The sequence below is a fragment of the Streptomyces sparsogenes subsp. cuspidosporus genome, from assembly GCF_039532705.1.
In the GTDB taxonomy this organism is placed as follows: Bacteria; Actinomycetota; Actinomycetes; order Streptomycetales; family Streptomycetaceae; genus Streptomyces; species Streptomyces sparsogenes.
On record NZ_BAAASD010000014.1, the window covers coordinates 132,698 to 144,846 of the forward strand.

Genomic DNA, 12,149 nt, shown 5'->3' on the forward strand with positions numbered 1-12,149 from the left:
GCGGCTCTGACGGCGCTATACATCGGATCACCGCGAAAGGTCCGATGTTCTATCGCGCTGCACAGGGAGTCCCGTTGAGATTGCGCCCGACCGTCACCGAGATCGAGGTCCACGACGTCCGGTTTCCCACCTCGGAAGAGCTCGACGGCTCGGACGCCATGAACCCCGACCCCGACTACTCGGCGGCGTACGTCGTGCTGCGCACCGACGGGACCGAGGAGACCGGCGGCGGCCCGGCCGAGGGCCACGGGTTCGTCTTCACGATCGGCCGTGGCAACGATGTCACCGCGGCCGCGATCCGCTCCCTGCGCCCCCATCTCGTGGGCCGCGCCGCCCCGCTGACCGCCGCCGATCTCGGCGCCCTCTACCGGGAGCTGACGCACGATTCGCAGCTGCGCTGGCTCGGGCCCGAGAAGGGGGTCATGCATATGGCGGCCGGCGCGGTGGTGAACGCCGCCTGGGACCTCGCCGCCCGGCAGGCGGGCAAGCCGCTGTGGCGGTTTCTCGCCGACATGCCGCCCGAAGACCTCGTCGAGCTGGTCGACTTCCGCTACCTCACCGACGCCCTCACCCCCGACGAGGCGCTCGAGATCCTGCGCGCCGCCGAGCCCGGCCGCGCCGAACGCGCCGCGCTGCTGGTCGAGCGGGGCTACCCGGCCTACACCACCTCCCCCGGCTGGCTCGGCTACTCCGACGAGAAGATGGTCAAGCTCGCCCAGGAGGCCGTCGCCGACGGCTTCCGGCAGATCAAGCTCAAGGTCGGCGCCGACCTCGACGAGGACCTGCGGCGGCTGCGCCTGGCGCGCGAGGCGGTGGGCCCCGAGGTGCGGATCGCGGTGGACGCCAACCAGCGCTGGGACGTGGCCGAGGCGCTGCGCTGGACCCGCGCCCTGGCGCCGTACGAGCCGCACTGGATCGAGGAGCCCACCAGCCCCGACGACGTCCTCGGCCACGCCGCCATCCGCAGCGGGCAGCCCGTCAAGGTCGCCACCGGCGAGCACGTCGCCAACCGCGTCGTCTTCAAGCAGCTGCTCCAGGCCGGCGCCGTCGACTTCGTACAGATCGACGCGGCCCGGGTGGCCGGCGTCAACGAGAACCTGGCGATCCTGCTGCTCGCCGCCAAGTTCGGGGTGCCGGTCTGCCCGCACGCCGGCGGCGTGGGACTGTGCGAACTGGTCCAGCACCTGGCCATGTTCGACTTCGTCGCGGTCTCCGGGAGCTGGGAGGACCGGGTCATCGAGTACGTCGACCACCTCCACGAGCACTTCGACGACCCGGCCGTCGTCGAGGGCGGCCGCTACCGCGCCCCGGCCCTGCCCGGCTCCTCGGCCCGCATGCACCCCGGATCCATCGCCGCCTACCGCTACCCCGACGGGCCCCAGTGGCAGGCCCGGACCGCCGCACGACAGGAGGGAACCCCGTGAACCAGGCCCAACCCACCGGCGACTTCGACGGACTGGCCGCGCTCGTCACCGGCGGCGCCTCCGGCATCGGCGCCGCGATCGCCGCCCTGCTGCGCGACCGCGGCGCGCGGGTCGCGGTGCTCGACCGCGATCCGGCCGGCGCCCCCGCCGGCACCCTCCTGGTGAAGGCCGACGTCACCTCCGACGAGGCCATACGGAACGGGGTCGCCGAGGTGGTCGCCGAGTTCGGTGCGCTGCACACCGTGGTCGGCAACGCCGGGATCGGCGCCATCGGCACCGTCGAGGACAACTCCGACGAGGAGTGGCGGCGGGTGCTCGACGTCAACGTCCTGGGCCTGGTGCGCACCGCCCGCGCCGCGCTGCCCCATCTGCGCGCCGCCGCCGCCGAGCGGCCCGGCGCCGTCTCCATCACCCACACCTGCTCCATCGCCGCCACCGCGGGGCTGCCGCAACGCGCCGCCTACAGCGCCAGCAAGGGCGCGGTGCTCGCGCTGACCCTCGCCATGGCCGCCGACCACGTGCGCGACGGCATCCGCGTCAACTGCGTCAACCCCGGCACCGTCGACACCCCCTGGGTCGGCCGGCTGCTCGGCCGGGCCGCCGACCCGGCCGCCGAGCGCGCCGCCCTGGAGGCCCGTCAGCCGACCGGACGGCTGGTGTCCGCCGACGAGGTGGCCGCGGCCGTCGCGTATCTGGCCGGCCCGGCCGCCGCGGCCGTCACCGGCACCGCGCTGGCCGTCGACGGAGGGATGCAGGGCCTGCGCCTGCGCCCCGCCACCTGAACGGCCACTTGAACGGCCGTACGAACCCTGCCCCGCGACCCCCGCCCCCTGCCCCCTGAACCCCGCACGCACAGCCCCCAGCCCAGGAGCACAGAGCCGCACCATTCCACCAAGGACGGGACGATGACGAGAATTCGCACGACCGGCACCGTCGCCTGTGCCGTGCTGCTCGCCGCCGCCGCACTCGCGGGCTGCAACCGCGAGAGCAACGGCGCGGGCGGCGGCAAGGTCGGCATCGACATGCCGCGCACCGACACGGACTTCTGGAACTCCTACCAGCAGTACCTCGAGAAGGGCATCGACGACGGCACCGTCGACGCGCTGCCGCTGTCCAACTCGCAGAACGACATCGCCAAGCTCGTCGCCAACGTCCAGGCCCTCACCGACCAGGGCGCCAAGGCCATCGTCATGGCCCCCCAGGACACCGGGGCGATCTCCTCCACCCTGGACCAGCTCAAGGAGAAGAAGATCCCCGTCGTCAGCGTGGACACCCGCCCCGACGCCGGCGAGGTCTACATGGTCGTACGGGCCGACAACCGCGCCTACGGCACCAAGGCCTGCGAATATCTGGGCAAGCAGCTGGGCGGCAAGGGCCGGGTCGCCGAGCTGCAGGGCGACCTCAGCTCCATCAACGGCCGCGACCGGTCCGAGGCCTTCGCCTCCTGCATGAAGGAGAAGTTCCCGGGCATCACGGTGCACGAGCTGCCCACCGACTGGAAGGGCGACGTCGCCTCCGCCAAGCTGCAGAGCCTGCTGGCCCAGCACAAGGACGTCGACGGCATCTACATGCAGGCGGGCGGCGCCTTCCTGCAGCCCACGCTCGCGCTGCTGGAGCAGAAGAAGCGGCTCAAGCCCGCCGGGTCCAACGGGCACATCACGATCATCTCCAACGACGGCATCCCGGAGGAACTGGACGCCATCCGCTCCGGGAAGATCGACGCCACCCTCTCCCAGCCCGCCGACCTCTACGCCAAGTACGCGCTGGAGTACGCCAAGGCCGCCTTGGACGGCAAGAAGTTCAAGCCCGGCAAGACCGGCCACGGCTCCGAGATCGTCAAGATCAAGAACGGTCTGGAGGACCAGCTTCCCGCACCCCTGGTCACCAAGGAGAACGTCGACGACAAGACCCTGTGGGCCAACCAGCTCGAGAAGAAGTAGCCATGGCCGCAGCGGACCGGCCCACCGCCGTGCGGGCGGAGGGAGTCGTCAAACGGTTCGGGCCCACCGTGGCCCTGGACCGCGCGCACCTGGCCGTACGGCCGGGGGAGGCCCACGCGCTGGTCGGGCGCAACGGCGCGGGCAAGTCCACGCTGGTGTCCGTGCTGACCGGCATGGAGCGCCCGGACGAGGGCACCGTCACCTTCTCCGACGAGCCCGCGCCCGGCTACGGCGACACCGCCGCGTGGCAGCGCAAGGTGGCCTGCGTCTACCAGAAATCCATGGTGGTGCCCGACCTGACCGTCGCCGAGAACCTCTATCTGGGCCGCTTCCAGGGCACCGGGCGGATCCGCTGGCGCGCGCTGCGCGAGGACGCCCGCGCCCTGCTGGCCGAGTACGGGGTGGACGTCGATCCCCGCACCCGCGCCAAGAACCTCACCGTCGAGCAGGGGCAGTTCGTCGAGATCGCCAGGGCGCTGTCCTTCGGCGCCCGCCTGATCATCCTCGACGAGCCCACCGCGCAGCTCGACGCGGGCGGCATCGAACGGCTCTTCGCCAAGCTGCGCGAGCTGCGCCGGCAGGGCGTCGCCTTCCTGTTCATCTCGCACCACCTGCGGGAGGTCTACGAGCTCTGCGACACCGTCACCGTCTTCCGCGACGCCCGGCACGTGGTGACCGCCCCGGTCGCCGAGCTGCCCAAGGACGAACTGGTCGCGGCGATGACGGGGGACGCCGAAGCCGGGCCGCCGAAGCGGGCGCGCGGCGCGGTGCGCGCCCCCGTACCCCGCCAGGAGTCCGCCCCTCGCCAGGAGGCCGTCCCGCGTCGGCAGACCGGCCCGGGCGCGGAGCCGGTGCTGCGCACCGAAGGGCTCGCCCTGGAGGGCGAGTTCGACCCGCTGGACCTGGTGGTGCGGCCGGGGGAGGTGGTGGGCCTGGCCGGGGCCACGGCCAGCGGCAACACCGCTGTCGGCGAGACCCTGGTGGGGCTGCGCAAGCCGGACGGCGGGCGGGTGGCGGTGCACGGCCGCGCCGTACGCCCCGGAAGCGTGCCGCACGCCCTGGACGCGGGCATCGGATACGTGCCCGAGGACCGGCACCGCCAGGGCCTGGTCCTGGGCCGCAGCGTCGCCGAGAACGCCACGCTGACCGTGACCGACCAGCTCGGCCCCTTCGGAACGGTGCTGCCCTCCCGGACCCGCGCGTTCGCGAGCCGCATGATCGCCTCCCTCGACATCAAGACCTCCGGCCCCGCACAGCCCGTCTCCGGCCTCTCCGGCGGCAACCAGCAGAAGGTCGTCATCGCGCGGGCGCTGGCCCGCGAACCGAGCGTGCTGGTGGCCATCCGCCCGACCGCCGGGGTGGACGTGAAGTCCAAGGAGGCGCTGTTGGGCGTGGTGTGCGAGGTGGCGGCGGCCGGCAGCGGCGCCCTGATCGTCTCCGACGAGCTGGACGACCTGCGGGTGTGCGACCGGGTCCTGGCCTTCTTCCACGGGCGGGTGGTCGCCGAGTTCGGCGACGACTGGAGCGACCGCGCACTGGTCGCCGCGATGGAAGGGATGGCCACAGCGGAGCACGGCGCGCCGGCGAGGGGAGCGGAAGCGGGAGCGACCGGCAAGAGCGGCAAGAGCGGCAAGAGAGGCAAGAACGGCGATCAGGGGAGAGAGGGAAGCCAGTCATGACCGATACCGCACGGCAGCGCCCCGGCGACGTGGTGGCGGCCGGCGAGATGGCGGCGGCGGGACCGGCGCGGCCGAGGATCGACTTCGCCCGCTGGCGGGATCTGTCACTGGTCCCGGTGATCTTCGTCCTGGGCGTGATCGGCTTCATCGTCTCGCCCGCCTTCCTCACCCAGGACAACCTGATCGGCGTCGTCCAGCAGTCCACCGAGCTGGGGCTGCTGGTGCTGGGCGAGGCGCTGATCCTGATCTGCGGGCGGATGGACCTGTCCCTGGAGTCGACCATCGCCGTCGCCCCCGTGATCGCCATGTGGCTGGTGCTGCCCGCCCACGGCGCCCGGTTCGAGGGCCTGGGCCTGCTGCCCACCTGGACCGCGATCCCGCTGTGCCTGGCCGTCGGCGCCGCGATCGGCGCGGCCAACGGCTTCCTCATCCTCAAACTGCGCGTCAACGGGTTCATCGCCACCCTCGGCATGCTCACCATGCTGCGCGGCCTCCAGGTCGGCGTCGCCGAGGGCCAGTCGATCATCAACGTCCCCGAGTCCTTCCGCTACCTGGGGAAGGCCGACTGGATGGGCGCCCCGGCCGCCGTGTGGATCTGCCTGGGGCTGTACGCGGCCGGCGGCCTGGCCCTGGCCTACCTGCGGCACGGACGCGCGCTGTACGCCATCGGCGGCAACCCGGAGGCCGCGCGCGCGGCCGGGGTCCGGGTCGACCGGATCACCTGGATCGTGCTGTCCGTCGGCGGGCTGCTCGCCGCCTTCGCCGGCATCCTCTACACCGGCCACTACGGCTCGGTGGCCGCCTCCCAGGGCAACGGCTGGATCTTCCAGGTGTTCGCCGCCGCGGTCATCGGCGGCATCAGCCTCAAGGGCGGCCGCGGCACGCTCTTCGGCGCGCTCACGGGCGTGCTTACGCTGCAGTTGGTGGTCAACGTGATGACGCTCGGCGGCGTCCCGCCGCTGTGGAACCAGTTCATCAACGGCTCGATCATCATCGTCGCGCTCATCATCTCCCGCTACGCCAGCGGCGAGAAGCAGGACTGACTGACGAAAGAGGTGAGGGACCCATGGCGCAGCCACCCACGGGGCCGCGTGAACTCGGGCGCACGGGCGTGTACGTACCGGCGCTCGGGCTGGGCTGCGCGCCGCTGGGCAATCTGTACGCCCCCGTGCCCGAGGAACGCGCCCTGGCCACCGTCCAGGCCGCCTTCGACGCCGGGTGCACCTACCTGGACACCGCCCCGCACTACGGCGTCGGCCTGTCGGAGGAGCGCCTCGGGCACGCGCTGACGGGTCGCGACCGCGCCTCGTACACCCTCTCCACGAAGGTGGGGCGCGCCCTGCGGCCCCGCAGGCCCGGGGAGCCGGCCGACCCCCAGGGGTTCGTGGAGACCCCGGACCGGGTCCGCGAGTGGACGCTGACCCGGGACGGGATCCGCGCCACCCTCGAATCCTCCCTGGACCGCCTCGGCCTGGACAGCGTGGACATCGTCTACCTCCACGATGTGGAAAACCACATCCCCGAGGTCTACGAGACCGCCTTCCCAGCTCTGGCCGAGCTGCGCGACCGGAAACTCGTCCGCGCCATCGGCTTCGGCATGAACCACAGCGATGTGCTCGCCCGGTTCGTCGCCGACCTCGACGTCGACGTGGTGCTGTGCGCCGGCCGCTGGACCCTCCTGGAGCGCACCGCCTACGACGACCTGCTGCCGGTGTGCGAGCGGCGCGGCACCTCCGTGGTGGTCGGCGGCGTCTACAACTCCGGTCTGCTCGCCGACCCCCGCCCCGACGCGCGCTACAACTACGAGCGGGCGCCCGCCGACGTGCTGGAACGCGCCCGGCGGCTGGCCGCGGTCTGCGGCGAGTTCGGGGTGCCGCTGCGGGCGGCGGCCCTGCGCTTCCCCTTCGGCCACCCGGCCGTGGCCGCGGCGGTCGTCGGCTGCGTCTCGCCCGAGGAGGTGCGCGACAACGCCGAGATGTTCGGGTACGACATCCCGGACGAGCTGTGGCGGACCCTGGTGGACCGCGGCCTGCTCGACGAGGACCTCCCCCTGCCCACCACCCGCTGACGCCCCGCCGCCCGCCCGCCACCGATCTTTGAGGAGCGCCCTTCCGTGCCGCGCATCGACGCCCACCACCACCTGTGGGACCTGGCCCGCCGCGAACAGCCGTGGATGGACGGCCCCTGGGCCGACCCGATCCGCCGTACGTACACCGTGGAGGACCTGGAGCCGCACCTCGACGCGCATGGCGTGGCCGCCACCGTCGTGGTCCAGTCCAGCTCCTCCCACCAGGAGACCCTCGAACTCCTCGCCACCGCCGCCGCCTCGGAGCGCGTCGCGGGCGTCGTGGGCTGGGCCGACCTCACCGACCCCGCCCTGCCCGAGGTGGTCGCCGCCCTGCGCGCCGCGTCCGGCGGCGACCGCCTCGTGGGCCTGCGCCACCAGGTGCAGGACGAGCCGGACCCGCGCTGGCTCGACCGGCCCGACGTCCGCCGCGCGCTGACCCACCTGGCCGGTGCCGACCTCGCCTACGACCTGCTGGTCACCCCGCGCGAACTGCCCGCCGCCATCGACGCCGTCCGCGAACTGCCCGCCGTACGCTTCGTCCTCGACCACGCCGCCAAACCGCCCGTCGCCGACGGCGCCCGCGCCCCCTGGGACCGGGAGCTGGCCGCGCTCGCGGAGCTGCCGAACGTGGTCTGCAAGCTCTCCGGTCTGGTGACCGAGGCCGCCTGGGACGCCTGGCGCCCGGAGCAGGTGCTGCCCTATGCCCGGCATGTGCTGGACACCTTCGGCCCGGACCGGGTGCTCTTCGGCTCCGACTGGCCGGTGTGCACCCTGGCCGCGACCTACGACCAGGTGGTCGCCCTGGCCGAGGCCGCCACGCTCCACCTCGCCGAGCCGGAGCGGGCGGCGGTGTTCGGGGGCACGGCGGCCAGGGCGTACGGCCTGAAGGTGTAGCGCCTGAAGGCGTAGGGCCTGAAGGTGGACAGCCTGAAGGCTGTAGGGCCCGAAGGTGTGGGGCCTGAAGGCGTGGGCCCCCTCAGAGCGTCGAGCGCAGCCACTGCTCCACGCTCGCGATGTGCACCGTCGCCCAGGACCGCGCGGCCTCCGCGTCCCGGTCGCGCAGCGCGGCCAGGATCGCCCGGTGCTCGCGCAGCGTGCGGCCGAGCGCGTCCTCCTGGGTCAGCCCGCGCCAGACCCGGGCCCGGGTGGTGGGCCCGGACAGGCCGTCAAGCAGCGAGCACAGCACCGAGTTGCCCGATGCCTGCACGATGCCCCGGTGGAAGTCCAGGTCGCAGTCGACCAGCTCCTCCACCGACGGCTCCGGCCCGAGCGCGTCCAGCTGCGAGTCCAGCGCGTCCAGCGTGGCATCGCTGATCCGGGCGCAGGCCAGCGCCGTCGCGGCGGGCTCCAGGATGCGCCGGACCGCGAGGAACTCCAGCACCGTGTCGTCCCGGTGGAAGTCCACGACGAAGCTCAGCGCCTCCAGCAGCAGCTGCGGGTCCAGGCTCGTGACGTAGGTGCCGTCGCCCTGCCGCACGTCCAGGATCCGGATCAGCGACAGTGCGCGGACCGCCTCGCGCAGCGAGTTGCGCGACAGGCCCAGCTCGGCGGCGAGTTCGCTCTCTTTCGGGAGCCGGTCACCCGGGCGCAGCGCCCCCGAGACGATCATCCCCTTGATCTTTTCGATCGCCTCGTCGGTGACCGCCATGATGGACCTCCCCGGGTCAGACATCCGATGTCTGCCCCCATTATGGCGCCTTTTGCAGTGCCCGCCGTCGCCTCCGCCCTCCGTTCACCCGAATCGTTCGATCCGGATGCGGTTCACCGGCAGGCCGCCGTCGACCAGCAGCCGGGAGGCGTGCTCGGCGAAGCCGTTGCCGCCGCACACATACGCCTCCCAGTCCGCCTCCTCGCCGCCGCCCGGCAGATACGGGGCCAGATGTGCGGCCGACAGCCGCCCCGCGGTCCGGGTCAGCACCACGGTGGTCTCCGGGCCGAACTCCTCGGCGTAGAGCAGGTCCTCGCGGGTACGGGCGCTGACGATCAGGCGCAGCGGCACGGCGAGTCGGCGGCGCCGGTGGTGGCGCACCATCGCCATCAGCGGCACCACCCCCGTGCCCGCGCCCAGCAGCAGCGCGGGCCGGTCGCCGGGCCAGGCGAAGAAGCCCCCGAGCGGGCCGCGCACCTCCACCGTGTCGCCGGGGCGGGCGGTGGTGTGCAGATGGCCGGACACCTCGCCGCCCGCCACATGGCCCACGGTCAGCTCGATGAAGCCGTCGTCGTCCGGCGGGGAGGCGACCGAGTAGTGGCGCTGCGCCGTGTAGCCGTCCGGCGCGGTCAGCCGCACCATGTAGTGCTGGCCCGGCACATGCGGGGTCCAGTGGGGCAGCGCGAGCCGGAAGGTGGCCGCGCGCGGGGTCTCCCGCCGGATCGCGGCGATGCGGGCCGGCTGCCAGCGGGCGGCGGCCCGGTTGCTGGGCACGAGCCGCCCCGGGACCGCGAACGCCGTGTCGGGCACGAAGCCGGGCGCGTCAGTCACCGGCGTAGCGCTCCTCCCGCCACGGGTTGCCGCGCCGGTGGTAGCCGTTCCGCTCCCAGAAGCCCGGCTCGTCGTGGTCCAGCAGGTGCAGCCCCGCGATCCACTTGGCGCTCTTCCAGAAGTACAGATGCGGCACCAGCAGCCGCGCGGGGCCGCCGTGCTCGGGCGCCAGCGGCCGACCGTCGTACTCGAAGGCGATCCAGGCCCGGCCGCCGGTCAGATCCGTCAGCGCCAGGTCGGTGGTGTAGCCGGTGTGCGAGTAGGCGATCGCATGGGTGGCCTCGGGAGCGGGCCCCGCCTGCGTGAGGAGGTCGTCCACGCTCACCCCGGCGAACCGCACCCCGAACTTCGACCAGCCGGTCACACAGTGGATGTCGCCGTGGTACTCCGCGCGCGGCAGCTCCCGCATCTCCTCGTGGCTCCACGAGCGGGGGCGGGCCACCAGGCCGTCGATACGGAAGGTCCAGTCGGCGGCGGCCGGCCGGGGCGTCACCTCGGCGGCGAGCACGGGGAAGGCGTCTCCCGCGTCGTACTGCCCGGGAGGCAGCCTGCGGTCGGGGCGGGCGGGGCGGGCCCGGCCGGTGAAGCCGCGAGTGATGGTCATGGGGGCAGGAGGTTAGCACCGTCCCCGGGCTGCCGCCCCGGCGTCTCGCAGTGTGGTTCGCGCAGCTCATGTACGGTGGCGCCACCCCCAGCCCGCACCCCCGTACCGTCAGGAGGGCCGCCCGTGAGCCAGGAACTGCGTGCCGTCGAGTGGGCCGGAGACGGCCTGTGGCTGATCGACCAGACCGCCCTGCCCGGCCGCCTGGACCGGCTCCGCGTCGAGACCGTGGACGCCCTGGTGGACGCCATCCAGCGGCTGGTCGTGCGCGGCGCCCCGGCCATCGGGGCCGCCGGGGCGTACGGCGTGGTGCTGGCCGCCCTCCAGGCCGAGCGCGAGGGCTGGGACCGTACGGCCCTCCTCGCGGCCGTCTCGCGCATACGCGAGGCCCGCCCGACCGCCGTCAACCTGGCCGTCTGCGTGGACCGGGTGCTGCCGCTGCTCGACCGGGGGCGCGAGGCCGCGCTGACCGAGGCGCACGCCGTGCAGCGCGAGGACGAGCGGGCCAACCGCGCCATGGGCGCGTACGGCGCCGACTGGCTCGTCAAGCGGGTGGCCGCGGACCGGCCGCTGCGCCTGCTGACCCACTGCAACACCGGCGCCCTGGCCACCGCGGGCTGGGGCACCGCCCTCGGCGTCGTCCGGGAGCTGCACGCGCGCGGCCTGGTGGAGGTCGTGTACGCCGACGAGACCCGCCCCCTGCTCCAGGGGTCCCGGCTCACCGCCTGGGAGCTGGCCCACGAGGGCATCCCGCACTACGTCCAGGCCGACGGCGCGGCCGCGGGCACGATCCTGCGCGGCGAGGTGGACGCGGCGATCGTCGGCGCGGACCGCGTCGCGGCCAACGGCGACACCGCCAACAAGGTCGGCACCGTCGGCGTCGCGCTCGCCTGCGCCGACGCGGGCATCCCGTTCCTGGTCGCGGCCCCGACCACCACCGTGGACCTGGCCACCGGCAGCGGCGCGGACATCCACATCGAGCTGCGCGACGAGCGGGAGGTCCTGGAGTGGGGCGGGGTGCGCACCGCCCCGGCCGCCTCGCGCGGCCACAACCCGGCCTTCGACGTGACGCCCGGACGGCTGGTCACCGCCCTGGTCACCGAGCGCGGGGTGCTGGAGGTGGCGGCGGGTCAGCTGCCGGGCGAGCGCCTGGCCTGACGCCGAGCGGACCGGCGCCCCCTGCCGGGTGGACGCCGGTCCGCTGACGATCACATGGTGCCTGGACGCGCCGTACGCGATCAGAAGGTGAACGGCCCCGGGGACTGGGGTGAGGTGGCGGTGCAGTTCACCGTGATGAGGCCGAAGATCACCAGCTTCAGCGACTTGGCCTCGAGCTTGTCACCGGCGGCCACCGTGCCCTTGAGCGGACCGGTGGACACGTCGGCGCCGGTCTTGATGGCCGGGTTGGAGTTGCCGGTGAAGGTCGTGGTTCCGGAGCCGTTCTTCGACAGCGTCAGGGTCGAGCTGACCGAGCCCGCCGGAACATCGATGGGCGCCTTGATGGCGCCCGAGGACAGAGTGATGGTCGCGGACGTCCCGCTCTGCGTGGCCGTGAGCGTGGCCAGGCCGGAGCCGTAGGTTCCGCACTCGGCCGTCAGGGTCGCGGTGGTGGGCGTGACCGCCGTGGCGGTCGGCGCCAGCGCGAGCGCGCCCATGGCCATGCCCGCCGCTCCCAGTGCCGTGCCGATCCCGAGTTTCATGCGTCTCATGGGACTGCCTTCCGGTGTGGGGGAGGTGCCTGCCTAGCCGCGGAGTTGCGTCGGTGCCTGGAGCGGCGCACACGAGGCGCGGCGGGATCCCGGCGCGCCCGAGGGCGCGTCGCTGCGTTTCGCGTACGCGGTGCGGGGGGTTGAGATCGCGCGGGGTCGCGGCTCGGGCCTCGCGCAGACCGCCACCGTCCCTGACCGGCCGTCAGAAGGAGCCTGTCGGGAGGGGCGCTGTTATTGATGCGCGCGCCA

Annotated in this window: 12 protein-coding genes; 8 read left to right on the forward strand and 4 right to left on the reverse strand. The window is 73.4% G+C overall.

What is annotated here, in order from left to right:
• The first annotated feature begins 80 nt into the window (after positions 1 to 80).
• The 7 genes from ABFY07_RS18910 (at position 81) to ABFY07_RS18940 (ending at position 8,005) form a co-directional block, all read left to right on the forward strand.
• On the forward strand, positions 81 to 1,424 hold the full coding sequence (locus tag ABFY07_RS18910) for an enolase C-terminal domain-like protein (RefSeq protein ID WP_346175658.1): 1,344 nt from the start codon (positions 81 to 83) through the stop codon (positions 1,422 to 1,424).
• The gene (locus ABFY07_RS18915) at positions 1,421 to 2,206 is read left to right on the forward strand and encodes an SDR family NAD(P)-dependent oxidoreductase (RefSeq protein ID WP_346175608.1); all 786 of its coding nucleotides are present in this window, start codon (positions 1,421 to 1,423) and stop codon (positions 2,204 to 2,206) included. The genes ABFY07_RS18910 and ABFY07_RS18915 overlap by 4 nt, the downstream gene beginning before the upstream one ends.
• Positions 2,207 to 2,329: 123 nt before the next feature.
• A complete protein-coding gene (locus tag ABFY07_RS18920; protein WP_346175609.1) occupies positions 2,330 to 3,364 on the forward strand; it encodes a sugar ABC transporter substrate-binding protein in 1,035 nt (344 codons plus the stop codon).
• A gap of 2 nt (positions 3,365 to 3,366) precedes the next feature.
• On the forward strand, positions 3,367 to 5,043 hold the full coding sequence (locus ABFY07_RS18925; protein ID WP_346175610.1) for a sugar ABC transporter ATP-binding protein: 1,677 nt from the start codon (positions 3,367 to 3,369) through the stop codon (positions 5,041 to 5,043).
• A 47-nt stretch (positions 5,044 to 5,090) separates the two neighbouring features.
• Positions 5,091 to 6,086: an ABC transporter permease gene (locus ABFY07_RS18930; RefSeq protein ID WP_065968342.1), complete on the forward strand. Its 996-nt coding sequence runs from the start codon at positions 5,091 to 5,093 to the stop codon at positions 6,084 to 6,086.
• 23 nt (positions 6,087 to 6,109) lie between these two features.
• A complete protein-coding gene (locus ABFY07_RS18935) occupies positions 6,110 to 7,111 on the forward strand; it encodes an aldo/keto reductase (RefSeq protein ID WP_346175611.1) in 1,002 nt (333 codons plus the stop codon).
• Positions 7,112 to 7,156: 45 nt separating this feature from the next.
• A complete protein-coding gene (locus ABFY07_RS18940; RefSeq protein WP_346175612.1) occupies positions 7,157 to 8,005 on the forward strand; it encodes an amidohydrolase family protein in 849 nt (282 codons plus the stop codon).
• Between the two features lie 82 nt (positions 8,006 to 8,087).
• On the opposite strand, the gene ABFY07_RS18945 is transcribed toward ABFY07_RS18940, so the two are convergent.
• The 3 genes from ABFY07_RS18945 to ABFY07_RS18955 form a co-directional block, all read right to left on the reverse strand.
• Positions 8,088 to 8,759 carry a FadR/GntR family transcriptional regulator gene (locus ABFY07_RS18945; protein WP_346175613.1) on the reverse strand — a complete coding sequence of 224 codons (672 nt, stop codon included), beginning with the start codon at positions 8,757 to 8,759 and terminating at the stop codon, positions 8,088 to 8,090.
• A gap of 84 nt (positions 8,760 to 8,843) precedes the next feature.
• Entirely contained in the window at positions 8,844 to 9,590 is a 747-nt protein-coding gene (locus ABFY07_RS18950; RefSeq protein WP_346175614.1) for a ferredoxin reductase, read from the reverse strand.
• The gene (locus ABFY07_RS18955) at positions 9,583 to 10,194 is read right to left on the reverse strand and encodes a sulfite oxidase-like oxidoreductase (RefSeq protein WP_346175615.1); all 612 of its coding nucleotides are present in this window, start codon (positions 10,192 to 10,194) and stop codon (positions 9,583 to 9,585) included. Before ABFY07_RS18955 ends, ABFY07_RS18950 begins: the two co-directional genes overlap by 8 nt.
• Positions 10,195 to 10,317: 123 nt before the next feature.
• Between ABFY07_RS18955 and mtnA the strand changes: the two genes are divergently transcribed.
• Entirely contained in the window at positions 10,318 to 11,349 is a 1,032-nt protein-coding gene (gene mtnA, locus ABFY07_RS18960; RefSeq protein ID WP_346175616.1) for an S-methyl-5-thioribose-1-phosphate isomerase, read from the forward strand.
• Between the two features lie 80 nt (positions 11,350 to 11,429).
• Here the strand turns inward: mtnA and ABFY07_RS18965 are convergent, their stop codons facing one another.
• Positions 11,430 to 11,900 (reverse strand): hypothetical protein, encoded by a 471-nt coding sequence (locus tag ABFY07_RS18965; RefSeq protein ID WP_346175617.1) that lies wholly within the window; start codon positions 11,898 to 11,900, stop codon positions 11,430 to 11,432.
• Between the last annotated feature and the right edge of the window lie 249 nt (positions 11,901 to 12,149).

What these genes read in the sequence shown, in the direction of transcription:
- ABFY07_RS18955 (WP_346175615.1), bottom strand. Translation starts at nt 10,194, where the DNA reads ATGACCATCACTCGCGGCTTCACCGGCCGGGCCCGCCCCGCCCGCCCC.
- ABFY07_RS18965 (WP_346175617.1), bottom strand. Translation starts at nt 11,900, where the DNA reads ATGAGACGCATGAAACTCGGGATCGGCACGGCACTGGGAGCGGCGGGC.
- ABFY07_RS18925 (WP_346175610.1), top strand. Translation starts at nt 3,367, where the DNA reads ATGGCCGCAGCGGACCGGCCCACCGCCGTGCGGGCGGAGGGAGTCGTC.
- ABFY07_RS18945 (WP_346175613.1), bottom strand. Translation starts at nt 8,759, where the DNA reads ATGGCGGTCACCGACGAGGCGATCGAAAAGATCAAGGGGATGATCGTC.
- ABFY07_RS18935 (WP_346175611.1), top strand. Translation starts at nt 6,110, where the DNA reads ATGGCGCAGCCACCCACGGGGCCGCGTGAACTCGGGCGCACGGGCGTG.
- ABFY07_RS18920 (WP_346175609.1), top strand. Translation starts at nt 2,330, where the DNA reads ATGACGAGAATTCGCACGACCGGCACCGTCGCCTGTGCCGTGCTGCTC.
- ABFY07_RS18930 (WP_065968342.1), top strand. Translation starts at nt 5,091, where the DNA reads ATGGCGGCGGCGGGACCGGCGCGGCCGAGGATCGACTTCGCCCGCTGG.